The organism is Pontibacterium sinense, from assembly GCF_015209595.1.
Lineage (GTDB): Bacteria > Pseudomonadota > Gammaproteobacteria > Pseudomonadales > Balneatricaceae > Pontibacterium > Pontibacterium sinense.
This window is the reverse complement of record NZ_JADEYS010000017.1, coordinates 24,536-48,790: the sequence shown is the minus strand read 5'-3', so window position 1 is coordinate 48,790 and position 24,255 is coordinate 24,536. Positions and strand designations below refer to the sequence as shown.

Genomic DNA, 24,255 nt, shown 5'->3' with positions numbered 1-24,255 from the left:
AAATTAAGAATGTGCTGTTATCTGGATCGGCAGTGTCTAAGGATATCTTAACGACACCCTTTGTGTCTGGTTTTTGATCCATATCGTCTTCAGCGGTCTATTGGCTAGCGTGAGCTACCGATAGGCATTGAGACGAGTGTTTAGATTACTACCGCGGTTCGCGGCCTGGTCTTTCTGTTTTCCTGTTTGAATAATATCGATGTTTATTAAGTAACAGTGGTGTTTGTAGGGCTTTTACGCTGCTTGTTGTCGTTTGAATTTATACCGGGTTGTGATTTTTGTCAATAATTTGGATCTGTTGTTTTTGTTTGAATTTGAGGTTGGGTGCTAGTGTTTTACGGGCTTCTGCCGATAGGTAGTGTTTAAATCCCGGTTAGGCTGGACAGGGAAAGGGTAACGGTTAGTATTGTAGGCCGCTCGTATCGGTAGTGAGCAGTTGTTCAGGCAGTCGCTGCAAATGGAGGCAGTTCGTAAATGGCAAATCAGGCTGGGATCGATATTCCGCGTAATTGGCTGCGGTTAGATGTGTTTCTGGCATCGTTTGGGGTGAATTTGCTGGCGATGGCGATGCCGATTGTAGTGCTCCAGTCTTATGACCGGATTATTCCCAATCAGGCGCTGGATACCTTTACGATTCTGGTGATTGGGATCGGTGGTGTCATTTTGCTGGAGATTCTGCTGAAAGTGCTGCGTTCGACGATATTGGCATGGAGCGGTGCGCGTTTTGAGCACTCTGCGAATATGAATGTTTTCTCCAAAGTGCTTTACGCCGATTCGCTGGCCTATAACCAGCATTCCCAAGGTTACTATCTGTCTCGCATGCAGTCGGTCGAAGATTTGCAGCGATTTTTTTCCGGGCAATCCATGCTGTTGTTATTGGATCTGCCGTTCGCGTTTCTGTTTCTTGGTCTGATCTGGTTTATTGGCGGCGAGCTGGTGTTGGTGCCTGCGTTGCTTATGGTGTTGTTTGCAGTGGTCGCCGTTGTTCTGGGCAAGAAGCTTGAGCAGGCGCTGGAGGTCAGCCATCAGACCGAACAGCATCGTCAGAACTTCCTGATTGAATCCCTGAATAATATTCACACCATCAAATCCATGGCAATGGAATCGCTGATGATGCGCCGTTATGAACGGTTGCAGGAACGCTCTGCTGAGGGCGTGTATTCGCTGGCGCATATCAACAGTGTGGTGCAGGGGGTTGGCAGTACATTCTCACAGGTTGCAATGGTGCTGGTGGTTGCCTTTGGTGCGCTGATCGTACTGGAAGGCGAGTTAAGTGTCGGTGCGTTGGCGGCCGTGACCATGCTGACGGGGAGAGCGCTGCAACCGGGTCTGAAAGCGATGGGGCTTTGGACGCAGCTTCAGAGTGTGCGTATCGCACGGAAACAGGCGCAGGAACTGAGTGATCTGCCCGCAGAGCAAAGTGGTGATTACCGCCCCGATGAGCCTCCGCGCGGTGATGTGGTGGTTGAAGATGTCTGGTTCCGGTATCCGGAAACCGAGGAGTGGTTACTTAAAGGCATTTCGTTTGATGTGCCGGCAGGGGGGGCGGTAGCGATCACCGGCCGTAACGGCGTTGGTAAAAGTACGTTGTTGTCGCTGGTTGCGGGTTTGGTAAAACCCGAAAAGGGTGAAATTCGGATCGATGATAAACCGTTACCGGAATATGAAGCCGAACTGTTGCGTCATTATGTGGGGTTTGTGCCCCAGCATGGCACGTTATACGAAGGCACTATTCTGGAAAATATGACGCTGTTTCGTTCGGGCGATGTGATTGAGCAGGCCCTCAATCTTTCGCGTCATCTGGGATTGGATGAAATTGTTGCTCGGCTGCCGGATGGCTTGGATACATTGGTGGGAGGCTCGGCGGTTGATCCGTTATCAGAAGCGGTGAAACAGAAAATCCTGATGGTGCGTTCGTTGGTGGGTGATCCACGCATTATGATTCTGGATGACGCCAACGCTAACTTTGACCTGAAAAATGATGCCAAATTACTGAACCTGTTGCAGCGTATTCGCGGCAGTCGGACATTGATTGTGGTGTCTTATCGTCCTTCGTTTCTGCGTATCTGTGACAAAGCTTATGAATTGCGTGATGGAGAGTTGATCCAGCTTCAGCGTCGCCGCGAAGTTCAGATCAGGCAGGAGGCGCCGCGATGAGTACTGATGTTGTGAAAGAACAACCGAATGCTGACGATCAGTTGTCTGCAGATGAACCGGTGTCCGTCGCTGATCAGAAAATCTTCGAAGATGACCAGAACGATGCATTAAGTGAGGTGCTGACTGCGGCGCTGCGCGCGGATTCATTAGATGACTTGCAGTCCGGGTCTCCCTATTCAGCCTGTTTGTTGCCGCTATTGCGTTCGCTGGGCTGGAATCACTATGCCCGTGAATTGATTGAGGCGTTGCCTCATTTCTCTGATTATCTTGAGCTGGTGGACCTGCGCAATATCCTGGTGCGGTTGGGTTATGAAAGTATGCCGCGCAAAACCCGGCTCAATCAGGTATCAAACGAACTCTATCCCTGCCTGTTTGTGGATGAAGATGATAAACCGCTGGTATTGCTGTCAGCAGATGAAGAGCACGAGGGGCAGGTTCGCTACTTTGATGCCTTGCAAGGTGAGGAGCTGGTCGGTCATCTGGACAACCGTAAGGGTTGTGCCTATCTGTTTACCCATATCAACACCACGCACGGTCAGACTGTGTCGACGAAATCCTCGGCGGAATGGTTTGATCAGCTGCTGGGGCGTTTTCGTAACCTGTTTGGCTGGTTGCTGGGGATGACCTTCCTGATCAACCTGATCACCATGTCAGTACCGTTATTTATCATGATGGTATACGACAAAGTGATCGGTGCGGAGTCCGTTGATGCGCTCCCAACCATGGTGGCCGGAATTATATTGTTACTGATTTCGGATATCGTGCTGCGTTACTTCCGGGGGCGTTTGATGGGCAATATGGCGGGGCGGATGGATTATCTGATTGGTGTTGAAACCTTTCGGCAGATCCTGAGCCTGCCGCCAATACTGACTGAACGTTCGACCATGGCAGCGCAACTCGCCCGCCTGAAACAGTTTGATAGTGTGCGGGATTTCTTTACCGGTCCGAATGCGTCTACGTTGCTCGATCTGCCGTTTATTCCGCTAATGATTGCGCTGATTGCCTTTATTGCGGGATGGGCAGCCATTGTGCCGGTGGTGATGTTGCTGCTGTTTATGGTGTTTGGTCTCATGTGGTTGCCGGTCAGTGCGGGGCGGGTGTTGCGCACTGGGCAGGCACGCAACGATAAGCAGAAGATGTTAATTCAGAGCTTGGCTGGCCGTAGCGAAATAAAAGGCGCGGCAGCGGAACAGTCATGGTTGGGGCGTTTTCGGGAGTATTCAGCTGAATCTTCTACCGCGAACTACAAAGCGGCGGTGGCCAGTTCTGTCATCAATGCCGTGTCACAAGCCGGTGTCGCAATCGGCAGTCTTGCGGTATTGGTGATTGGTGTCTATTCGGTGATGGCGGGGGATATGACCGTTGGCGCGCTGATTGCCACGATGGTGTTGATCGGCAAAGTGTTGTCACCGATTCAGCAAACCTTCCTCAGTTTTGGTCGCTTTAAGCAGGTGATGGCCGCCGTTAAGCAGCTGAACCAATTGATGAAGCTGGACGTGGAAAAGAACAGTCGGGCCTCGTCGGTGATGTTATCCGGATTGAAAGGGCGTATCGGTATTGATCGCATCAGCTTTCGCTATTCGCCCAACAGCGATCCCGCGTTGACAGGGGTATCGTTGGTGGCTGAACCCGGGGAGATGGTGGTGATTACGGGGGATACAGGCTCGGGTAAATCAACGCTGGTGAAGTTGATTGCCGGTATGTACAAACCCCAGGCGGGTAGCCTGACCCTGGACGAGCACGATATTCGTCAGCTAAACGCTAAGGACCTACGACGTGCAATTGCGTACGTGCCCCAGAACGCTCAGCTGTTCCACGGTACGATTGCGCAGAACATTCGTATGAATGATGTATTGGCCACCGACGAGGACCTCAGGCGCGTGGCGGAGGCTGTTGGGATTCTGGATGACATTCTGGCATTGCCGCAGGGCTTTGAAACGTCGATTGGTGATGAACGTACTCGGCGTCTGACACCGGGGTTTGTGCACGGAATCTCTATGGCGCGTGCGTTTGTGTGCTCTGCACCGGTGGTGATTCTGGATGAACCTGGAGCATCACTGGATCGGGAAGGTGATATGAAATTGGTGTCGCAGCTACGGGCCTTGAAAGGTAAGAAGACGGTGCTGGTGGTGACCCATCGCCCAAGCCATATTCGTTTGGCAGACAAAGCGATTGTGTTGGATAAAGGTTTAACAAAATTTGCCGGAGAGCCGGAACAGGCGCTGCAGGTATTGGTAGGGGGTCTTCGTGAAGGAAAATAATACGGTGTTTGCAGAGGAGCGGACCGCAACCCTGCCACGTGCACGCGCGCGTTTTCTGGCGCAGGCGATTCAGCTGGAAGAGCCGACCCCGGGTTTTATAGTGCCGGTATCGATTGTTGTGGGGATACTGCTGCTGGTTGCGGTTGTGGTCTGGAGTGCGTTCACGGAAGTGAATGAGGTGGCGTTGGCGAAAGGTGAAGTCGTGCCTGCCGGTTCCATTCTGGAGGTGCAGCATCTGGAAGGTGGCATCGTGAGTGCATTGCACGTGCGGAACGGTGACAACCTGAAAGAAGGTCAGCTGATTTTAAGCCTTGATCCGGCCACGTCGGAGTCAGAGTTACAGCAGATGCAGAGTCGTCGGGTCAATCTGCAGCTGCAGGAAGAGCGACTGAAGGCGTTGATTGATCGTCGCCCGCCCTCCTTTCCACAGGTAGGGCCGGGATATCGTGACTTGATCGAACGACAGCGCACGATCTATCTGGCACAGGTGAACAGTCAAACCAGTGAGATGGCGGTGATTGAAAGTCAGATTCAGCAGCGTCGTGATGAACTGCGTCGCCAGCGCAATCAGGCGGCGTCCTTGAAAAAGGAGCTGGCGATCCATCGGGAGCAGGTATCGATCCGCGAAGCATCGGTTGTCAGAGGTTCGGTTTCAAAGTCTGAGCTGCTGGCGGCGAAAGCAAAAGTGGCAGAAGTTGAGAACGAATTGCTGCAGACCCAGGATGGCATTGCCGTAGCCCGCACTGCGCTAAAAGAAAATCAGCAGCGTAAACGGGACGGTATTGCCCGCTTCAACCGCGATATTGAGCTGGAGGCCGGTCAGGTCACCAGTGAGCTGGGTGAAGTTGAAAGCACGTTGATTCGCTTACAGGCGCGTGATGAACGTCAGGAAGTACGTGCGCCGGTGGCTGGCATTGTGCAGGGTTTATCCGTTGCCGGATCGCGCGCGGTGATCGCACCGGGTCAGGTGATCATGCAGATCGTACCGGTCGATGAAGATCTGATCGTTGAAGCTAAAATTTTGCCGCAGGATATCGGGCACGTGCATACCGGGCAGAGCGCGAAACTGAAGTTTGTCAGTTATGACTTTTCCCGTTTTGGCAGTCTTGATGGTACCGTGAATCAGATCTCTGCGTCGACATATCTGGATGAAGAGAACCAGCCGTACTATCGCGCTGAGATTAAAATGGATAGGGCGTATTTAGGTGCTCAGCCGGGTGAGCTGAATGTGTTGCCGGGTATGACGCTGACCGCTGATATTCAAACCGGTAAGAAAACGATTCTGGAATACCTGTTGCGTCCGGTAACACGTGGATTTGATAACGCTTTCCGTGAGCGATAAATCAGGGTGAAAATTTTGCATCAGGCGTGGACGGCGCCTGATGCATTTCGATCTGAGACTATTTGCTGCCGATCAGCTCAATCATGTACCCATCGGGATCTTTAACGAACGCGATGACCGTGCTGCCGTGTTTCATTGGGCCGGCTTCACGCACAACTTCACCCCCTTTCGCCTTAATTGCATCGCAGGCGGCATACACATCAGCAACTTCAATGGCGATATGCCCGTAGGCGTTGCCCAGCTCGTAACTACTGGTCTCCCAGTTATGTGTCAGCTCCAGTACGGTATTGTCTGCTTCATCTCCATAACCCATAAATGCCAGCGTAAACTTCCCATCCGGAAAGTCTTTACGACGCAATAAATGCATACCCAGAATATCGGTATAGAACGAAATCGATTTTTGCAGGTCAGTAACCCGCAACATGGTATGAAGAATCCGCATAGTCTCTGTCTCGTTATTGTGGTCAATTGGTCGAAAGTGCGTGTCGACCGTGGCATAGTGTTTTAGTATAACCAGTATGAGACTGATGTTTTATTAGAGTTAAGGGAAGGGGTGGTTATGTTTCAAGATATGAATAAAGCATTTAGCCAGTCAATGGAGCCTTTTAAGGATCTGGTGAATATCCAGACTAAGATGTTGGAAGAGCTGACCCGCCAGCAGATGGCGTGCACGAAATCCTGCATTGAAGCGACTATTCAGCAAACGAAAGAGATGCAGAACTGTCAGTCACCGACAGAGCTGATGGAGCTACAGAAGACTTACGCTAAAAAGCTGGAAGACACGTTAAAAGATGCCAGCGAGCACAACCTGCAGGCATTAGGCGAAGCGCGCTCTGAGATGGAACGACTGACTCAAGATACATTTGATGCGTTTGCCAGCAAAAAATAAGTCGTCATGTCGTTGTAAAGAGAGCAGCCATTAGACGCTGCTTTTTTTATGTCTGTTATAATGGCTCTGTTTTTAGTTTTGACTGGAATGTACGTTACAGATGAGCAACACCATCGGTCTATTTTTTGGCACTACCACCGGTAACACGGAAGATGTTGCAGCATTAATTGCTGAGCAGTTGAGTGAACTTTCTGTGGATCAGCACGATATCGCAGAAGAGGGGCTGGCAGCGGTCGGCAACTACCAGCATATGATTCTGGGTATTCCAACCTGGGACTTTGGTGAGCTGCAGGAAGACTGGGATGATCTCTGGTCTGAACTGGATGAGATCGATTTTAACGGCCGGACGTGCGCGTTGTTTGGCCTGGGTGATCAGATCGGTTATGCCGAGTGGTTCCTGGATGCGATGGGTTTACTGCATGACAAGTTGCAGGAACGCGGTGCCCGCATGGTGGGGTATTGGCCTAATCAGGGTTATAAATTTACCGGATCTAAAGCGCTGACCCAGGATGAAACCCATTTTGTAGGGCTTGCTGTGGATCAGGATAGCCAGTCCGATGAGACCGACGAGCGCGTTGAAGCCTGGGTTAAACAGGTTGTGAACGAGTTTGAGCTTGATTGAGCCATAAATTTACGCTGCACAAGATTCAAACAATGCCTGTGATCAGGTAAAATATCCGCCTTTTTTTCGAATCAGAGAGTTTGAACCCCCACGATGGAAATCAATCCGATCATCACCGCCCTGAAGGATATCTCCGAGCGTACAACTGTACTGCGTGGTTATCTGGATTACGACGGTAAGAAAGAACGTCTGGAAGAGGTTGAGCGCGAGCTGGAAGATCCGGCTGTGTGGAACGAGCCTGAAAATGCCCAGAAGCTGGGTAAAGAGCGCTCCACGCTGGAAGGCGTTGTTTCCACGGTAGATGATCTGGAAACCGGTGTTGTCGATGCTCGTGACCTGCTGGATATGGCAGTGGAAGAGGACGACGAAGACACTGTCGCTGAAGTTGAGGAAGAAGTAGCGGGGCTGATGGCCAAGCTGGAAACCCTCGAATTCCGTCGTATGTTCTCTGGTGAAGCCGACGGCAACAATGCCTTCCTGGATATTCAGGCCGGTTCCGGTGGCACTGAAGCACAGGACTGGGCCAACATGATGCTGCGTATGTATCTGCGTTGGGGTGAAGACAAAGGCTTTAAAACCGAGCTTCTGGAAGTCTCTGCCGGTGATGTCGCGGGTATTAAGTCTGCGACGATCCGTTTTGAAGGCGAATATGCTTTTGGTTGGTTGCGTACCGAAACCGGTGTTCACCGTTTAGTGCGTAAGTCACCGTTTGACTCCGGCGGTCGTCGTCATACGTCATTCTCTTCTGTCTTCGTATCGCCAGAAATTGATGACAATATTGATATTGAAATCAATCCGGCGGATCTGCGTGTCGACGTTTACCGCGCATCCGGTGCGGGTGGTCAGCACGTCAACCGAACTGAATCCGCGGTACGTATTACCCACGGACCGTCCGGTATTGTGGTGCAGTCCCAGAGCCAGCGCTCCCAGCACCAGAACAAAGACACCTGTATGAAGCAGCTGCGAGCAAAACTCTACGAGATGGAGATGCTGAAACGTAGCGAAGCCGCACAGGAACAGGAAGATAATAAAGCGGATATCGGCTGGGGCAGCCAGATCCGTTCTTATGTACTGGATGATCAGCGCATCAAGGATCTGCGTACCAACGTACAGTCTTCCAACTGTGACAAGGTACTGGACGGTGATCTGGACTTGTTTATTGAGGCGAGCCTGAAGGCTGGTCTGTAAGTTACACGAAACGAATTCTCAAAAGGTTTTGACTCAATGTCTGACAACTCTCAGCCGCAAGACGAAAATCGCCTGATTGCCGAGCGCCGTGAAAAACTGAACGCGCGCCGTGAAGAAGGTAATGCTTTCCCAAACAGTTTCCGTCGCGATAGTTACGCGCAGGATCTGCAGGATGAGTATGGCGATAAGACCAAAGAAGAGCTGGCCGAAGCAGGTATCAAGGTGAGCATCGCCGGTCGCGTCATGCTGAACCGTGGTGCGTTTGGTGTAATTCAGGATATGACCGGTCGTATCCAGTTCTACGTGAACAAAGAAGCGCGTAAGTTCGCTAAAAGCCTGGATCTGGGTGACATCATCGGTGTGACCGGTGTACTGCACAAGTCCGGTAAAGGTGACCTGTATGTTGATATGGGTGAATACGAGCTGCTGACCAAGAACCTGCGTCCGCTGCCAGACAAACACAAGGGTCTGCAGGATACAGAGATTCGTTACCGCCAGCGTTACGTGGATCTGATCACCAACGAACAGTCGCGCAAAGTGTTCGAGATGCGTTCTAAGATCGTATCCGGTATCCGTAACTACCTGACCGAGCGTCGCTTCATTGAAGCAGAAACGCCGATGTTGCAGGTGATTCCGGGTGGCGCGACCGCACGTCCGTTTGTGACTCACCACAATGCACTGGATCGCGATATGTTCCTGCGTATCGCGCCGGAACTGTACCTGAAGCGTTTGGTTGTGGGTGGTTTTGAGCGTGTATTCGAGATCAACCGTAACTTCCGTAACGAAGGTCTTTCAACCCGTCACAACCCAGAATTCACCATGATTGAGTTCTATCAGGCGTATGCGGACTACCGTGACCTGATGGACCTGACCGAAGATATGCTGCGCACCGTTGCGCAGGATGTATTGGGTACGACCACCATTGTGAACACTGTACGTAACGATGCGGGTGAAGTGCTGGAAACGTTTGAATACGACATGGCTAAGCCGTTCCTGCGCCTGAGCGTATTTGACTCCATTTTGCACTACAACCCGGATATCACCGCAGAAGCACTGGCCGACGATCACGCTGCACGTCAGATCGCTGAGCGTCTGGATATCGAAGTGAAAGACAGTTGGGGTCTGGGTAAAGTACAGATCGAGATCTTTGAGAAGACTGTTGAGCACCGTTTGGATCAGCCAACCTTCATCACTGAATACCCAACTGAAGTCTCTCCGCTGGCGCGTCGTAGCGACGACAACCCGTTTGTGACCGACCGTTTCGAATTCTTCGTTGCGGGTCGTGAGCTGGCTAACGGTTTCTCGGAGTTGAATGACTCTGAAGATCAGGCTGAGCGTTTCCAGGCGCAGGTTGCTGAGAAAGATGCCGGTGATGATGAAGCGATGCATTACGATGCAGACTACATCAATGCACTGGAATACGGTCTGCCACCGACTGCGGGTGAAGGTATTGGTATTGACCGTCTGGTCATGCTGTTCACCGATTCTCCGTCGATTCGTGACGTCATCCTGTTCCCGGCAATGCGTCCACGTAACTAAGCGGATATAGCGTTTGGTTAGACGATGAAGAAAAAGGCTGCCTTAAGGCGGCCTTTTTTCTATCTGTGTGTAAGGCAGCGGATAGAAGAAGCAGGCAGAATAAGGAATAAAATAATGAGCTGGTTATTTCCCATAGAGAAACGTGATCTCCCCGGCAGACGCTGGCTGAGTATTGGTTTACGGACTTTGCATCTTATTGGTATTGCAGGGTTGGCTGGGGCATACCTTTTTCATCTGCCGCACAGTGAGTGGAGCGGGTATTTGTGGCTGGCGGTGATCAGTGGATCATTGATGGCCTGTATCGCTGTATATGTAGATGGGATCTGGTTGCTGCAGCTTCGCGGGCATGCCATTTTTCTCAAACTCTTCCTGCTATCCAGCGTGTTCTGGTTATTTGATGAGCCACAGTCTGGCATCTACCTGCTGGTTATTTTGATTTCGGGTATCGTCTCTCACGCGCCGGGTAAAGTGCGGTACTATTCGCTCTGGCACAGAAAAGTGCTGACCAAAGCTGATCTGATTAATAAGAATTGTGGGGAGTCCTGAACATATGGTTCTGGAAGCAGCGCCAAGCTGGCAACACTATCTGGGTGGGGAGTTTGACCAACCGTATATGCTGAACCTGAAGCAGTTTCTGCAGGAGCAGAAAACACAGCGCAAGGTGATTTATCCACATTCGACTCATTGGTTTCATGCGTTGGAAGCAACACCGCTGGATCAGGTGAAAGTCGTCATTTTGGGACAAGACCCTTATCATCAGCCGGATCAGGCACACGGTTTATGTTTTTCGGTACGTCCGGGAATAAAAACGCCGCCGTCACTGGTGAATATCTACAAAGAGCTGAACAGTGATCTGGGGATCGCGCCGGTGAAGCACGGTTATCTGGAAAGCTGGGCGCAGCAGGGTGTGTTGCTGCTGAACAGTGTGCTGACGGTAGAACAGAGTCAGGCCGCGTCCCATCAGAAGAAGGGCTGGGAACAGTTCACTGACCGTGTCATTCAGGTGGTGAACGAGCACTGTGAGAATGTTGTGTTTCTGCTGTGGGGCAGTTATGCACAGAAGAAGGGCGCGGTGATCGATACACAGCGTCACTTGGTACTCAAGGCGCCTCATCCATCCCCACTTGCTGCTCATCGGGGATTCTTTGGCAGTCGCCCGTTTAGTCAAGCGAACGGGTATCTGGAGCAGCAAGGCAAGACCCCGGTTAACTGGCAGCTTCCGGCTGAAGTGACCGAGACTGCATTGGCTTAACGCGCTGATTATCTCCCTAAAAAAACGCCCTGAACCGTAGCCGGTCAGGGCGTTTTTTATACTGCAAAGATTGATAACTCAGAGGCGGTTTTTAGCTTCAAACATCTTTGGATCCAGTTCGTATGGCAAGGGTTCAATGCTTGCCGTTGGACCTTCCTGTGTTTCCAGATGCAGAGTGCTGTTGTCGGCTTGATCTTTGATGACGACCGCCAGCAGCTCACACTCGTCCGCTTCGTTACGTGCGGCAAGTACTACTTGCCCGACCTTCTCTTTGTTATCGCTGTGGATCGGGTCACCAGCTTGTGGCAATGCTTCGCAGCGAACTGTCAGGCGGTACATCGGGCGCTTCAACTGTCCGCGGTGTTGCAGGCGTGTCACGATCTCCTGACCGGTGTAACAGCCCTTGGTAAAGCTCACCCCTTCGAGTGCCTGCAGGTTAGTCATCTGTGGGATAAAGGCTTCGACCGTGGCTGTGCGCAGATCTGGAATCGCCGCTCTCACTTCGTTCAGTATCCAGTCATTGCTGGAACCTAAGGTGCCGGTGTTCAGTAGCTCAGGCAGCAGCGCAACCGCCTCCGCTTCTGGTAACCAGAGTTCGTAACGATTGCCTGGTACAGAGATCAGCGTACGATCTCCCTGCTGGACCACGCCATTGACGGATTCCGGCAAACTATCGACGGCCAGTTGCGCCAGTTCAGCGGCTTGATCGCCTTGCAGGCCAATCCCCACGATGCCATCACCGGGCTTGCCGATCTCCGCTTTGGAGAAAATGATGTATTTTCCCAGTGTTTGCGCGGCTTGATCGTGCAGATCAGTATGCAAACGCAGCATAAAGCCGTCGGCAATTGTGATCAGGCGAAACAAGCTGATCATGTGGCCCTTGATGTTGCAGTGAGAGGCCATCGTACTGCCTTGCTGGCGTGTGACTGCCAGATCGCAGCTCAGCTGTCCCTGCAGGAATTTCTCGCTGTCAGGGCCGGTGACGGTCAGCACGCGTTGATGCAGCAGCGGGATAACGCTACCGCTGCGATCAGAGGTCAGGCTGACTGTGTTATCCGTGTTGACCACGGCGCCTTGTGTTTGCAGGCTATCTATCCAGTTGCTCATAAGGTCTCTGTACGTTTCCGTCTATGAATTCGGGGTAGAGCAATTGCTCCAATGCCAGAATTCTAGGTCATTTTTCCATGGGCTACAGCCGACAAACTGTACGGGTTTAAGCCGCGTTGTTGTCTTGAGCTTCGCTGTTGCTCGCTGCCTTGTCGGTTGCGATGCGCTCGCCCAGTTGCACTGGGCTTTCTGCACGCAGGGTTTCCTGCCAGTTGACGGCGTCTTCACCAAACAGCAGCACGACGGTAGAACCCAGTTTAAAGCGGCCCATCTCTTCGCCTTTTTGCAACGTGATCGGTTCCCGTTTTTCTGGCTGATAGGCGGTACGAATCGCTTTGCGGTGGACAGGGGCTTCATGTCCGGACCATACGGTTTCTATGCCAGCAACAATCATTGCGCCGACTAATACCATGGCCATCGGCCCTTGTTCGGTATCGAAAATTGCGACCAGACGTTCATTACGCGCAAACAGTTGATCAACATTCTCGGCAGTGGTCTGGTTAACGGAATAGAGGTCTCCAGGGACGAAGATCGTCTCACGCAAGGTGCCGGTCACCGGCATATGGACGCGGTGGTAATCCCGTGGAGACAGGTAAATAGTGGCAAAAGAACCGTTTATAAATTGTTCGGCCAGTTTGGCGTTGCCACCCAGCAATGTGGTGAGCCCGTAACCACGGCCTTTAGCTTGAAAGATACGACCATGTTCGATATCGCCCAGCTGGCTGATAGCGCCGTCTGCCGGGCTGACAATCGCATCTGCCGCATCATCAATTGTACGCACACCCGGCTTGAGTTCGCGGGTGAAGAAGGCATTGAAGTTTTTGAAGGCGGTGGGTTCTTCAATCAACGCTTCTGACATGTTGATGTTGTAACGCTTGGCGAACCATTTGATAAAGGTGTTTTTTACCATCGGGTTTGTGCATTCGGCGATACGGCCCACAAAACGGGAGATCAGATGCTGAGGTAGCAGGTGCTGCAGCAGAATAAAAATTTTGTCTTTCAAGGTTAATGTCCGTTTCTTCAGGTAATACGTAAATCGTGTGAGTGTTAGGTTTACTGTTCGACCGGCGTATCAGGCTGGTTGCCCCATTCGAACCAGGAACCGTCGTAACAGCGGACTTTTTTAAAGCCCAAGTGTTTTGCCACCAGATAGGTGAGTCCGGAGCGCCGGTGAGTCTGGCAATGGGTGATCACTTCCTTATCCGTGCTGATACCCATTCTATCGAGTTCCGCCTGAATTTCGTTCGCTGGGCGAAGTCGGGTGTCATCGGTGGAGATCATAACCTGCGTCCATTCGTATAGACGTGCGCCTGGAATATGACCGCCTTTTTGGGCGTTGACGATCTTTGCGCCACGGTATTCATCACCGGAACGTGCGTCCCAGATCACATTGTGACTATCGCGCAGGTGTTGCTTGATAAACGCGATATCTGCCAGATAGTCCGTGTTAATGGTTGCGCGAAATGGAACTTCTGTGGGGATATTCGCTGTTGTTTCCAGTGTTAAGCCAGCGTTGGTCCAGGCTTTGAGCTGTCCGTTCAGAAATGAGCAACGCTCATGCCCCAGCAGATTGAGGGTCCAGATCATACGACCCGCCCAAGGACCCATCTGATTGTCGTAAGTAACCACATGTGTTTCTTCGGTCAGGCCCAATTCAGAAAACAGGTCGCTGAGTTGAGCCGCAGTTGGAAGTTTGTTGGGTACCGGGCCTGAACCTAGCATCAGACGTGATGTATCGACCCGGACCGCACCGGGAATATGGCCGCTGTTGTAGGTCTCTTCGTCGGACAGATCGATGATCAGCAGATTTGGATTGTTTAGCTGTTGGGCGAGATCTGCAGCTTCGATGACCAAGGGCAAACTCATATGATGGCTCCGTATATTACGCTATGGGATGAATCATATAGCAAAGCGGCGGGAAACTCAGCCGTCTCAGTTTGTCTCAGATCGGGCGGCGAGCAGATTCTTGAATGCTTGTCCGGCAGCGGTGCAGATATAGCGAGCACGTTTATTGTGGAAGTCATCAATGGCGTGATCGCGATTGTCCGTATGCACGATTGCTACCGCTTTATTGCCCGAGAATACGGACATCAGAATAGCGCCGCTTTCCGGGATATACGGATGATAGTTCTCTGGCACCGATTGCAGCATTTTCTCTCGGGTTTGTGGGGTGATCCAGATATACCCCGGTTTATCACACAGACGCTTAAAGAGTGAGGGAATTTCCAGATCAAACTGGTAGCTGGCCAATGGATCGTCTTTGGCAATGCCGGACGACAGTGTGGCGATCATCTTTTTGTTGTGGACCCGGAATAGGGTGGTGTGGTGCATACCCAAGCCGTCGTGCAGGGCTTTGACTGTGCACTGCATAACATGCCCGGGCGTCTTGATTTGTGGTGACCCTTTAACAAAAGCGGCTGCCAGTTTCTTAAACAGCTCTTCATTTTTGCAGCTCGCATCAACGGGGGCATATGCTGTGCGGATGGTCTCTTGTACGGGGGCTTTGCTGCGTAAGGGTTTACGGCGGACTGCCGGTCTTGGGCAATCGACTACGACGGTTTCGAGCTCTTTTACTGAGATCTTGTAGCTAGGGACTAAATCCGATTCCAGCATCAGTAATTCGGTTGCAGGCGCTAGCGTACCGGGAACATTAAAAACACGTGAGGCGATCGCGCAGTTCTGGTGAAGTTTCCCCACAACATCGGCGGTATTTTCACCCAGATAGTCACTGATGATCATGCACAGCTGTTTGGCTTTTTTCTGTTGCCAGCCAAAAGATGCGGTAATTGCCAGCCAGTTAGACAGTTTGACGGGAAAAAACTTTTGCTGCATCAGGTGATTCAGCTCGCGGCGTTCATCGTCATCAATCGTCGGATCGCGCAGTGCATGGCGATGCATGACGTCAATGATGTCTCGCCCTGGCGAGGTGTCATGATCCAGGCTTTCAATGGTCAGCTCTGGTAGTCCCCATTCCATCGCCAGATCGTGAGAAATTTCTTGAATGGTGCAGCCCAAAACATCAGTTTCAGCGAGGACAACATCGATCTCTTTCTCGCGAATCTTTTGATGGATCAGACTCATGTGCAGAGGGGCATGCAACCACATCATCCAGTGCCCAATGCCATAAAACAGGGAGGCGAGTTGCAGCTCATCGGCAAACACATTACCGCGTCCTTTGAGCCATTCGCGGACCTGAATTGAGGCATGGTGGCTGTTGGCGATGGAGCGGAAATAGAGTTTGTGTGAGACTGAACCGGCGTTTAGGCGGATCAGCTCAAGTTCTTGGATGCATTGCTCTATCCGATCAAATCCCAGCGAGTGAACGGCATGCTCGATGCTGGTCACGGCGGAGCCTTTTTCGCTATGCAGTTTGTTGGCAAGACGGACGAGGTAGATGCAGACGGTCGGGTCGGATTTGATCTGGTTGCAGAGAGATTGCAGGGTCGTCGCGTCACTCTGAACGGCACGAGATAACCGCTGCTGGACGCTACTGCGTACCGGCAAAGGTTTCTCTTTCAGATAGGTGATCCAGCTATCCAGATCCTGTGGCGATTCCTGCAAACTCATTGGCCTGTGTCCGTTGCTCAACTGTCCTCGGTGACTACCAGCTGTCTTGTTCATCCAGTGATGCGAGGATGTGTTTGAAGCTTTGCCAGCGGGCTTCACTGATCTTGCCGTCTGCGATGGCATCTTTTAGCGCACACCCCGGTTCCTGCTCGTGCTTGCAATCGCGGAACCGGCAATGTCCGGTGTGTTCCCTCAGCTCCCTGAAGCCATCGATCAGATCTTCCGGATCGATGTGCCAGAGTCCAAATTCACGTATCCCTGGTGAATCTATCAGGTCACCACCATCGGGGAAATGAAAAAGTCGTGCTGTTGTGGTCGTATGGCGTCCCTTACGGGTCTGTACTGACAGCTCACCTACCTTTAGATCGACACCTGGCAGCAAAACATTAATTAAAGATGACTTTCCGACCCCGGATTGACCAACAAAAACGCTGATACGATCTTTCAAGTGATCTTTAAGTTCTACCAGTCCGTTCTGTGTGGACGATGAGGCGTGGAGTACCTGATAACCAATGCTTTGATAGCGTGTCAGCATTGTTTCGATACGCTCACGGTTATCGTCGTTAAGCAGATCGGTTTTATTCAACAGGATAACAGGCTCGATGCCGCTGAGCTCGGCTGCGACCAGATAACGGTCGATCAGGTTAGCGTGTGCCAGTGGTTCAACCGCGACGGTCACGACAATGTAATCGATGTTGGCCGCCACCGGTTTCATTTCGCCATAGGGGTTGGGGCGTACCAGCTCGGCTTTACGCTCCAGCTTGGCAACTACAACACCACCATCAGGGTTGGCGCGCCAGATAACTTTGTCGCCGGTAACCAGCTGTCCCAGATTCGTGCGCATATGGCAGCGAATGATTTCGCCTTGCCGCTCGCCTTCAGAGGCTTCTACGTCAACCTGACGGCCAAAATGGGAGATGATCAGGCCGTGTTGTTCCGGGCCCAGATCACCGCCATCCAATTGATCATCAATGGATGCGTCTTTCTTGGCGGCGCGGGCGGTGCGCTCGTCCTGAATTTTCTGTATACGCCAAGCCTGGCGACGGGTCAGTTTACGTTTTGCCATGAAAGAAGAGTGGACCACCTGTGTGTCAGATTCAGTTTGCCATTCCGCCCAGATCCGTTATTTGATCTATTGTTGGGGGTGGCTAAAGCACTAAGCTAAGGTATTCTAACCTATAGAAAAATATTAACGAGCCTTTTGGGATAGCGGGATGCATAACGGATCACTCTGTTGTCTCCGGCAATAAGGCATTTATCGGATGTGGAGGTTTTACCAGCGTGCGTACAAGTAATCTGGTTTGGATAGATCTGGAGATGACGGGCCTGGACCCGGATAGCGATTACATCATCGAGATTGCAACCATCGTCACCGATGCCAATCTGAATATCGTGGCGGAAGGGCCTACGATGGCGATCCATCAGCCAGACTCGGCACTGGATGCGATGGACGAGTGGTGCACTAATCAGCACGGCAAGTCTGGTTTGACCCAGCGGGTGAAAGACAGCGAAATCAGTGAGCGTGAAGCGGAACAGCGCACGATCGAATTTCTGCTGGAACACGTGGATAAGGGGGCTTCGCCTATCTGTGGCAACAGTATTGGTCAGGACCGCCGTTTCCTCTATCGCCACATGCCTGAGCTGGAAGAGTTCTTCCACTATCGTAATTTGGATGTGAGCACGATTAAAGAACTGGCGCGCCGCTGGCGTCCAGAGGTACTAGAGGGTGTGAAGAAAAAAGGCACGCATCTGGCACTGGATGATATCTACGATTCCATTGAAGAGTTGCGCCACTACCGCGAAGTATTTTTTAAGTTCGAAGATTAATCCTTGATGCGTTTCGCTCCCGGGTGAGACAGAATCGGCAGCGGCTGGGCTTGAGCGTTCAGTTGCAGCTGATTCAGTGCCCATCGAATATGCTCCTTTACCACCTCTGATGGGTGGTCTAACCGGTCATTCAGTGCGGTGATGACCTGTTGCCCTCCATTGCCATTGCCCAGTGCCACTGCAATATTGCGCAGCCAGCCTTCATGCCCGGTGCGGCGAATGGCTGAACCTTCAGTTTTTTTCAGAAACGTCGCTTCGTCCCAGCTGAACAGGTTTAGAAGTTCGGCATCGTTGAGGTTGTTGCGGGGGTAAAAGTCGGCTTCTTCGGTAAAGTGCGAGAAGCGGTTCCACGGGCAGATCATCTGGCAGTCATCACAACCAAAAATCCGGTTGCCGATTTTCGAACGCAGCTCTTCGGGGATGCTGCCCTTGAGTTCAATGGTCAGATAAGAGATGCAACGCTTGCCGTCCAATACACCGGGTTGTGGAAAGGCCTCGGTGGGACACACATCAATGCAAGCCGTGCATCGCCCACAGTGATTTTCTGTTTCGGGTGGATCGACCGGCAGTGGCAGATCGATAAATAACTCACCCAATAGAAACCATGATCCCGCCTCTTTGTTGAGGATTAAGCCGTGCTTGCCGACCCAACCGATTCCGGCTTTTTGGGCTAGTGCACGCTCCATGACAGGTGCGCTATCAACAAACGCCCGATAACCGAGGTCATCCACCTGCTCGGCAATTTTCTTGCCCAGTTGAGTCAGGCGTTTACGCATCAGTTTGTGGTAGTCACGCCCCAGAGTGTAGCGGGCCACGTAGCCTTTTTCCGGATTGCTGAGTGTTTTCAGTTTTTCGGTGTTTTCCGGCATGTAATCCATACGTACGCAGATGATGCGCTGTGTGCCGGGGACCAGAAGCGTTGGATCGAGACGTTTCTCAAAGTGATTGTTGAGATAATCCATTTCACCCTGATAACCCGCATCCAGCCACGCTTGCAGTTTGTCTTTTTGATCGCTCAGGTCAGGAAGCGTAATACCACATTGCTGAAACCCGAGTTCGTGTGCCCAGGTCTTAATATCCAGCGCAAGCTGATCCATTGTGTTGGGGGTGGGTGTAGGCATAATCGGGGCTGTCATTACTCTATAATGAGATGGAAATATGGCATCTGTACGCAATCTTTACTGGAGTCTGAAGCATGTCACTCGACCGAACCAAACTGCCGGCCACATTATACACGGCTGATCAGTGCCGCGCCCTTGACCGCACAGCGATTGAGCAATTTGCCATTCCCGGTTTTAAACTGATGCAACGTGCAGGGCATGCGGCCTTTGTTGTGCTGCATGAGCGCTGGTCTGATATGCGTCAGCTCACGGTGCTCTGCGGTGGTGGCAATAATGGTGGTGATGGGTTTGTGATGGCGGTGCTGGCGCAGGCCAAAGGCATTGCCGTGCAGGTGATCTGTCTGGGAGATGAAGGATTCGCCGATCGTTTACGTGGTGAGGCGCTGGAAGCATGGCAATGGATGAGAGCCCAAGGCATTGAGGTTGAGCATTTTCGTCCCGGCATGTCTTTTACCGGTGATGTGGTGGTGGATGCAATGTTAGGGACCGGGCTGGGAGGTGAAGTGCGTGGTCAGGCGCGACAGGCTATCGATCAGTTGAATCGCAGTGGGAAGCCTGTCTTAGCGGTCGATATCCCTTCAGGTTTATGCAGTGATACCGGTGCGGCACTGGGCAGTGCCGTGTGTGCCGAGTGCACGATCACGTTTATTGGTGTTAAACAGGGGTTGCTGACGCATGAAGCGGTAGATCACGTCGGGCAGTTGTACTTTGATAGCTTAAAACTGCCGGAAGATGTGTATGAACTGGTGCCAGTTAGCGCCTTTCGTACCGCCGATATCGATCGGGAAGAATTGCTTCCGGCGCGGGCGCGTTCGGCCCATAAAGGTACAAATGGACGTATTTTGATTGTGGGTGGCGATCTCGGAATGGGCGGCGCGGCTCTCATGGCAGCGGAGTCAGCCGCGCGAACAGGTGCAGGACTTATTACGTTGGCTACCCGTCCTGAGCATGTGGCGGCGGCGCTGGTGCGCGTACCTGAAGTGATGACTCACGGTATCAGCAGCGCAGGGCAACTTGAACCGTTATTGGATGTGGCTGATGTTATTGTGGTGGGGCCGGGATTAGGGCGCGGTGCCTGGGGGCAGCAAATGCTACAACGGATTCTGGCGACTAAGACACCTTTGGTCATGGATGCTGATGCGCTGAACCTGATCTGCCAGTGGGGCATTGAGCGCTACCGCCGGGATAACTGGATACTCACCCCTCATCCGGGTGAGGCTGGACGTCTGTTGGAGCGTTCAGTCGCGCAATTGCAGCAAAACCGCTTTCAGGCGGTAACTCAATTGCAGGATGCGTGCGGTGGTAGTGTGATTTTAAAAGGTGCAGGAACCCTGGTCACCGATGGTGATGCCTTGTATCTGTGCGATAAAGGTAATCCTGGAATGGCTGCCGGTGGGATGGGAGATGTACTTTCAGGTATCATTGGCGCTTTGTGGGCTCAGGGGCTCCAATCGGTGGATGCAGCGCGTATGGGGGTTTATCTGCATGCAGTCGCCGCTGACCGGGTTGCGGGGCGACAGGGTGAGCGTGGCATGATGGCCACGGACCTGATCGGTTGCCTGCCTCAGGTGATTAACGGACAACAGTGTATTAACGGAAACTAGAAAGCAGATGCAGTATCAGCGAGTATTGGCCGACGAGGCCGCAATGGTAGCGTTTGGCGCGGAGTTGGCGCAGGTCAGTGACGGGCAAGGGGTGATCTTTCTTGAAGGTGATCTGGGCATGGGGAAAACAACACTGTGTCGTGGTGTGTTGCAGGGATTTGGCCATACAGGTGCAGTTAAGAGTCCAACCTATACGCTGGTAGAGCCCTATGAATTGAAGGATAAGCACATCTATCACTTTGATCTTTATCGCTTATCTGACCCGGAAGAACTTGAGTATCTGGGCATTCGTGATTATTTTGACAATCAGGCGTTATGTTTGATTGAGTGGCCTGATAAAGGCGCTGGGATTTTGCCGCAGCCGGATTTGACTCTGTCGATCACCGTTGAAGGGCGTGGACGGAGAATTCAATGGCAGCCGGGCACTCAGTTTGGTCAGCAGTTGGCCGATAAACTTCTGGAGAAGAGATAGATTTAGATCAGGATGACGGGATTGCAGACGGTTTTGAGAACAGTTGTGTTGCTGATGCTGAGTGTGTGCGCATCAGTGGTGCAGGCGGCAGATGTTAAGAATGTGCGTATCTGGTTGGCACCGGATCATGCGCGTCTGGTGTTTGACCTGAGCGGGCCTGTGGAGCACAAAATCTTTACATTGAAGAAGCCCGATCGCATTGTGTTGGATGTCGCTTCGTCCAGCATGAGTGCAAATCTCTCCAAATTGTCATTGGCTAAAAGCCCCATTACACAGATCCGAAAGGGTAAAAACGGCAAACAGCTGCGTGTTGTATTGGATATGAAACGTTCGGTGCGACCGAAAAGTTTTGTATTAAAACCAAATCAGAAATACGGCCACCGTCTGGTGGTGGATCTGTATGACGAAACGGCAAAGCCTAAGGTGGTTAAAAAGGCCGTTTATCGTCCCAAATCGACTGGTAAAGTGCGCGATATTATCGTTTCCATCGATGCTGGCCACGGAGGCGACGATCCAGGTGCGATTGGCGCTGGGCGTGTGCGAGAGAAAGACGTTGTTCTGGCCATTGCCAAAGATTTGAAAAAGCTGTTCGACGCTACGTCAGGTTACAAGGCGGTACTGACCCGTAAAAGCGACTATTACATCAGTTTACGTGGTCGTACTAAGAAGGCGCGTCAACAAAACGCTGATCTGTTTGTATCGATCCACGCGGATGCATTTAAAGACTCGCGGGCAAAAGGTGCATCTGTCTGGGTATTATCGCCACGGGGTGCGTCGGGTGAAGTGGGCCGCTGGCTGGCACGCAAAGAGAACAGTGCCGATCTGATCGGTGGTGTAGGCAGCGTGAGTCTGGAAGATAAAGATGACGTTCTGGCCGGTGTATTGCTGGATATGTCCATGACGGCAAGCCGGGCGGACAGTCGTCAGGTCGCTGGTAATATCCATAAAAATATCTCCAAGTTTGCCCGGATGCACAAACCATCGGTTGAGCAGGCCGGGTTTGTGGTACTGAAATCCCCGGATATTCCTTCTCTGTTGGTCGAAACCGGGTTTATCTCCAACCCGGGTGAAGCCAGAAAACTAAAGACACGTCAGTATCAGCGCAAGATGGCCCAGGCGATACACCGAGGCATTACGTCACACTTTGCTCGTAAACCGCCGATGATGACTTATGTCGCTGAAGCTCAGAAATCAAAGAAATCTGACGCCGCCCGCGTTTATAAGGTAGTGCGAGGCGATACGCTGTCAGTCATTGCGTCCCGCAATGGGGTTCCTCTTAAGAAGTTGCGCGCTGCTAATAAGCTGAAGAATGACCGCATCCGTATCGGTCAGGTTCTGAATATTCCTTCTAGTTAAACCGGGTTCCATACATGAAACGAATCAATCTGCTCTCGCCGCGCCTGGCTAACCAGATCGCGGCGGGTGAGGTCGTCGAGCGTCCTGCTTCTGTGGTGAAAGAGTTGCTGGAAAACAGCATTGACTCTGGTGCCAATAAGGTGGATCTGGAGATCGATCAGGGTGGCGTAAAGTTGATCCGCATTCGTGATAATGGTGGCGGCATTACTAAAGAAGACCTGCCCTTGGCGCTGAGCCGGCACGCTACGTCAAAGATCATTGAGCTGGAAGATCTGGAAGCCGTTGCAACGCTGGGATTTCGTGGTGAAGCGTTGGCGAGTATCAGTTCCGTCTCGCGATTGACCCTGACATCACGTCAGCCGGGCAATGAGTCAGCGTGGCAGGTGCAAACTGAAGGGCGAGAGATGGATGCCGTGATCGCCCCTGCGGCGCATCCTGAAGGTACGTCGGTAGAAGTTCGGGACTTGTTTTTTAATACCCCCGCGCGGCGTAAGTTCCTGAAGACTGAAAAGACCGAATTTAAGCATCTGGATGAGGTGGTGAAACGTCAGGCGTTGGGGCGTTTTGATGTGGCCTTCCAGTTGCGCCACAACGGTAAAGTTATTCATCAGTTGCGCCAGGCAGACAGTGAAATCGAACGCGAGCGGCGTATTGCGTCCGTGTGTGGTTCTGCATTCGTTGATAATGCCATGAAGGTTGATATGGAAGCCTCGGCGTCCGGATTGCGGTTGTGGGGTTGGATCGGTATGCCAACGTTCTCACGCAGTCAGGCTGACCTGCAGTACTTCTTTGTGAATGGCCGAATTATTCGCGATAAAGTGGTATCTCATGCGGTGCGGCAAGCGTATCAGGATGTGCTCTATCACGGGCGACACCCGGCGTATGTACTGTATCTGGAGTTGGATCCGGCGCTGGTGGATGTCAACGTGCACCCTACCAAGCATGAGGTTCGTTTTCGAGAAAGCCGCTTGGTGCATGACTTTCTGTTTCGGACGATTCATCGGGTGATCGCGGATGCGCGGCCCGATGAACAGGTGACGGCGCAGACCACGCCTGCAGGTACATTGAACAGTCCGGCCGGTCTGGTGCCAGAGCAAGGTGGTGTTTCCCCGATCAATTTCGAGCAAGGGCGAATGTCTTTGTCGTCAGCTCCGCGCCCTTCAGCGCGGGGTGTGAATGAGCAAATTGGCCAGTATGCGGCATTGCATCCGGATGTTGTTATGGCTGAAAGCAGTCCGGTTGTCGGAAATGGGTTAGCAGCGTTCGGCGAGTCGTTAAATGATCCTGTGTCTCAAAATATGCCGATCAATTCTGCTGAAATGCCGGCAGAGAGCGCTGAACACTGTCCTCCACTCGGGTATGCCGTGGCGCAACTACATGGTGTCTATATCCTGGCGCAAAACGCGCAGGGTATGGTTGTGGTTGATATGCATGCGGCCCATGAGCGTATCGTTTATGAGCGGATGAAAAAATCATACGAAACTGAGGTCGTGCGCAGTCAGCCTCTGCTCGTGCCGTTGAGTATGGCGGTAAGTGAGAGGGAAGCAGATTGTGCAGACGAACAGCAGGAAACATTCAAGCGACTCGGATTCGAACTGGCGCGGATGGGACAGGAAACGCTGGTCATCCGACAGGTGCCGGTTGCGCTGGCGAAAGGCAATGTTGAGCAGCTGGTGCGTGACGTATTGTCTGACATGTTGGTCCATGGCATCAGTCAGCGTATCGAGAATCATATCAACGAACTATTGGCGACTATGGCATGTCACGGTGCGGTGCGTGCTAACCGGCAGCTTACGGTAACGGAAATGAATGCCTTGCTACGTGACATGGAGATGACAGAGCGTAGTGGTCAGTGTAACCATGGTCGTCCCACCTGGACTCAGCTCAGTATGGCTGATCTGGATAAGCTCTTTATGAGAGGTCAGTAAGTGAGCAGTACGCAACTCCCGAT

General features: G+C 52.1%; 21 protein-coding genes. 14 read left to right on the top strand and 7 right to left on the bottom strand.

Annotation, left to right across the window (positions count from 1 at the left end):
• Positions 1–474: 474 nt before the first annotated feature.
• Genes IOQ59_RS15630 through IOQ59_RS15620 form a run of 3 tightly spaced genes read left to right on the top strand, consistent with a single transcriptional unit; the run spans position 475 to position 5,760 of the window.
• Positions 475–2,157: a peptidase domain-containing ABC transporter gene (locus tag IOQ59_RS15630; protein ID WP_193954385.1), complete on the top strand. Its 1,683-nt coding sequence runs from the start codon at positions 475–477 to the stop codon at positions 2,155–2,157.
• The gene (locus IOQ59_RS15625) at positions 2,154–4,418 is read left to right on the top strand and encodes a peptidase domain-containing ABC transporter (RefSeq protein ID WP_193954384.1); all 2,265 of its coding nucleotides are present in this window, start codon (positions 2,154–2,156) and stop codon (positions 4,416–4,418) included. The genes IOQ59_RS15630 and IOQ59_RS15625 overlap by 4 nt, the downstream gene beginning before the upstream one ends.
• Positions 4,405–5,760 (top strand): HlyD family type I secretion periplasmic adaptor subunit, encoded by a 1,356-nt coding sequence (locus IOQ59_RS15620; RefSeq protein WP_193954383.1) that lies wholly within the window; start codon positions 4,405–4,407, stop codon positions 5,758–5,760. The genes IOQ59_RS15625 and IOQ59_RS15620 overlap by 14 nt, the downstream gene beginning before the upstream one ends.
• Positions 5,761–5,818: 58 nt before the next feature.
• Here the strand turns inward: IOQ59_RS15620 and gloA are convergent, their stop codons facing one another.
• Positions 5,819–6,202 carry a lactoylglutathione lyase gene (gene gloA / locus IOQ59_RS15615; RefSeq protein ID WP_193954382.1) on the bottom strand — a complete coding sequence of 128 codons (384 nt, stop codon included), beginning with the start codon at positions 6,200–6,202 and terminating at the stop codon, positions 5,819–5,821.
• A gap of 117 nt (positions 6,203–6,319) precedes the next feature.
• On the opposite strand from gloA, the gene IOQ59_RS15610 reads away from it, so the two are divergent.
• The 6 genes from IOQ59_RS15610 to ung all read left to right on the top strand — a co-directional run bounded on the left by IOQ59_RS15610 (position 6,320) and on the right by ung (position 11,250).
• The gene (locus IOQ59_RS15610) at positions 6,320–6,649 is read left to right on the top strand and encodes a phasin family protein (protein ID WP_193954381.1); all 330 of its coding nucleotides are present in this window, start codon (positions 6,320–6,322) and stop codon (positions 6,647–6,649) included.
• 100 nt (positions 6,650–6,749) lie between these two features.
• Positions 6,750–7,271, top strand: coding sequence for a flavodoxin FldB (gene fldB / locus IOQ59_RS15605; protein ID WP_193954380.1), 522 nt, complete (start codon positions 6,750–6,752; stop codon positions 7,269–7,271).
• A gap of 93 nt (positions 7,272–7,364) precedes the next feature.
• Positions 7,365–8,459 carry a peptide chain release factor 2 gene (gene prfB, locus IOQ59_RS15600; protein ID WP_193954379.1) on the top strand — a complete coding sequence of 365 codons (1,095 nt, stop codon included), beginning with the start codon at positions 7,365–7,367 and terminating at the stop codon, positions 8,457–8,459.
• Positions 8,460–8,495: 36 nt separating this feature from the next.
• Complete coding sequence (lysS, locus tag IOQ59_RS15595; protein WP_193954378.1) at positions 8,496–9,998, top strand: lysine--tRNA ligase; 1,503 nt, start codon at positions 8,496–8,498, stop codon at positions 9,996–9,998.
• A 114-nt stretch (positions 9,999–10,112) separates the two neighbouring features.
• Positions 10,113–10,544 (top strand): hypothetical protein, encoded by a 432-nt coding sequence (locus IOQ59_RS15590; RefSeq protein ID WP_193954377.1) that lies wholly within the window; start codon positions 10,113–10,115, stop codon positions 10,542–10,544.
• A 4-nt stretch (positions 10,545–10,548) separates the two neighbouring features.
• A complete protein-coding gene (gene ung / locus IOQ59_RS15585; RefSeq protein ID WP_193954376.1) occupies positions 10,549–11,250 on the top strand; it encodes a uracil-DNA glycosylase in 702 nt (233 codons plus the stop codon).
• Positions 11,251–11,328: 78 nt separating this feature from the next.
• On the opposite strand, the gene ygfZ is transcribed toward ung, so the two are convergent.
• The 5 genes from ygfZ to rsgA form a co-directional block, all read right to left on the bottom strand.
• On the bottom strand, positions 11,329–12,357 hold the full coding sequence (gene ygfZ, locus IOQ59_RS15580; RefSeq protein ID WP_193954375.1) for a CAF17-like 4Fe-4S cluster assembly/insertion protein YgfZ: 1,029 nt from the start codon (positions 12,355–12,357) through the stop codon (positions 11,329–11,331).
• A 106-nt stretch (positions 12,358–12,463) separates the two neighbouring features.
• A complete protein-coding gene (gene asd / locus IOQ59_RS15575; protein ID WP_193954374.1) occupies positions 12,464–13,360 on the bottom strand; it encodes an archaetidylserine decarboxylase in 897 nt (298 codons plus the stop codon).
• A 50-nt stretch (positions 13,361–13,410) separates the two neighbouring features.
• A complete protein-coding gene (locus IOQ59_RS15570) occupies positions 13,411–14,223 on the bottom strand; it encodes a sulfurtransferase (protein WP_193954373.1) in 813 nt (270 codons plus the stop codon).
• 66 nt (positions 14,224–14,289) lie between these two features.
• The gene (locus tag IOQ59_RS15565; protein WP_193954372.1) at positions 14,290–15,924 is read right to left on the bottom strand and encodes an HDOD domain-containing protein; all 1,635 of its coding nucleotides are present in this window, start codon (positions 15,922–15,924) and stop codon (positions 14,290–14,292) included.
• Between the two features lie 34 nt (positions 15,925–15,958).
• The gene (gene rsgA, locus IOQ59_RS15560) at positions 15,959–16,990 is read right to left on the bottom strand and encodes a small ribosomal subunit biogenesis GTPase RsgA (protein WP_193954371.1); all 1,032 of its coding nucleotides are present in this window, start codon (positions 16,988–16,990) and stop codon (positions 15,959–15,961) included.
• A gap of 215 nt (positions 16,991–17,205) precedes the next feature.
• Here rsgA and orn point away from each other — a divergent pair, with 215 nt between their 5' ends.
• A complete protein-coding gene (gene orn / locus IOQ59_RS15555; protein WP_371871882.1) occupies positions 17,206–17,751 on the top strand; it encodes an oligoribonuclease in 546 nt (181 codons plus the stop codon).
• Here orn and queG read toward each other — a convergent pair.
• Positions 17,748–18,872 carry a tRNA epoxyqueuosine(34) reductase QueG gene (gene queG, locus IOQ59_RS15550; RefSeq protein WP_193954370.1) on the bottom strand — a complete coding sequence of 375 codons (1,125 nt, stop codon included), beginning with the start codon at positions 18,870–18,872 and terminating at the stop codon, positions 17,748–17,750. The two genes, orn and queG, sit on opposite strands and share 4 nt — an antisense overlap.
• Before the next feature lie 74 nt (positions 18,873–18,946).
• Here queG and IOQ59_RS15545 point away from each other — a divergent pair, with 74 nt between their 5' ends.
• The 4 genes from IOQ59_RS15545 to mutL are packed head-to-tail and all read left to right on the top strand — an operon-like array spanning position 18,947 to position 24,232.
• A complete protein-coding gene (locus tag IOQ59_RS15545; RefSeq protein ID WP_193954369.1) occupies positions 18,947–20,476 on the top strand; it encodes an NAD(P)H-hydrate dehydratase in 1,530 nt (509 codons plus the stop codon).
• 7 nt (positions 20,477–20,483) lie between these two features.
• On the top strand, positions 20,484–20,948 hold the full coding sequence (gene tsaE / locus IOQ59_RS15540) for a tRNA (adenosine(37)-N6)-threonylcarbamoyltransferase complex ATPase subunit type 1 TsaE (RefSeq protein ID WP_193954368.1): 465 nt from the start codon (positions 20,484–20,486) through the stop codon (positions 20,946–20,948).
• Positions 20,949–20,960: 12 nt separating this feature from the next.
• Entirely contained in the window at positions 20,961–22,304 is a 1,344-nt protein-coding gene (locus tag IOQ59_RS15535) for an N-acetylmuramoyl-L-alanine amidase (RefSeq protein WP_193954367.1), read from the top strand.
• A gap of 14 nt (positions 22,305–22,318) precedes the next feature.
• A complete protein-coding gene (gene mutL / locus IOQ59_RS15530; protein ID WP_193954366.1) occupies positions 22,319–24,232 on the top strand; it encodes a DNA mismatch repair endonuclease MutL in 1,914 nt (637 codons plus the stop codon).
• The last annotated feature ends 23 nt before the right edge of the window (positions 24,233–24,255 follow it).

What these genes read in the sequence shown, in the direction of transcription:
- rsgA (WP_193954371.1), bottom strand. Translation starts at nt 16,990, where the DNA reads ATGGCAAAACGTAAACTGACCCGTCGCCAGGCTTGGCGTATACAGAAA.
- IOQ59_RS15590 (WP_193954377.1), top strand. Translation starts at nt 10,113, where the DNA reads ATGAGCTGGTTATTTCCCATAGAGAAACGTGATCTCCCCGGCAGACGC.
- ung (WP_193954376.1), top strand. Translation starts at nt 10,549, where the DNA reads ATGGTTCTGGAAGCAGCGCCAAGCTGGCAACACTATCTGGGTGGGGAG.
- IOQ59_RS15625 (WP_193954384.1), top strand. Translation starts at nt 2,154, where the DNA reads ATGAGTACTGATGTTGTGAAAGAACAACCGAATGCTGACGATCAGTTG.
- IOQ59_RS15630 (WP_193954385.1), top strand. Translation starts at nt 475, where the DNA reads ATGGCAAATCAGGCTGGGATCGATATTCCGCGTAATTGGCTGCGGTTA.
- IOQ59_RS15535 (WP_193954367.1), top strand. Translation starts at nt 20,961, where the DNA reads ATGACGGGATTGCAGACGGTTTTGAGAACAGTTGTGTTGCTGATGCTG.
- queG (WP_193954370.1), bottom strand. Translation starts at nt 18,872, where the DNA reads ATGCCTACACCCACCCCCAACACAATGGATCAGCTTGCGCTGGATATT.
- tsaE (WP_193954368.1), top strand. Translation starts at nt 20,484, where the DNA reads ATGCAGTATCAGCGAGTATTGGCCGACGAGGCCGCAATGGTAGCGTTT.
- IOQ59_RS15565 (WP_193954372.1), bottom strand. Translation starts at nt 15,924, where the DNA reads ATGAGTTTGCAGGAATCGCCACAGGATCTGGATAGCTGGATCACCTAT.
- fldB (WP_193954380.1), top strand. Translation starts at nt 6,750, where the DNA reads ATGAGCAACACCATCGGTCTATTTTTTGGCACTACCACCGGTAACACG.
- IOQ59_RS15570 (WP_193954373.1), bottom strand. Translation starts at nt 14,223, where the DNA reads ATGAGTTTGCCCTTGGTCATCGAAGCTGCAGATCTCGCCCAACAGCTA.
- ygfZ (WP_193954375.1), bottom strand. Translation starts at nt 12,357, where the DNA reads ATGAGCAACTGGATAGATAGCCTGCAAACACAAGGCGCCGTGGTCAAC.
- gloA (WP_193954382.1), bottom strand. Translation starts at nt 6,202, where the DNA reads ATGCGGATTCTTCATACCATGTTGCGGGTTACTGACCTGCAAAAATCG.
- lysS (WP_193954378.1), top strand. Translation starts at nt 8,496, where the DNA reads ATGTCTGACAACTCTCAGCCGCAAGACGAAAATCGCCTGATTGCCGAG.
- IOQ59_RS15610 (WP_193954381.1), top strand. Translation starts at nt 6,320, where the DNA reads ATGTTTCAAGATATGAATAAAGCATTTAGCCAGTCAATGGAGCCTTTT.
- IOQ59_RS15545 (WP_193954369.1), top strand. Translation starts at nt 18,947, where the DNA reads ATGTCACTCGACCGAACCAAACTGCCGGCCACATTATACACGGCTGAT.
- prfB (WP_193954379.1), top strand. Translation starts at nt 7,365, where the DNA reads ATGGAAATCAATCCGATCATCACCGCCCTGAAGGATATCTCCGAGCGT.
- mutL (WP_193954366.1), top strand. Translation starts at nt 22,319, where the DNA reads ATGAAACGAATCAATCTGCTCTCGCCGCGCCTGGCTAACCAGATCGCG.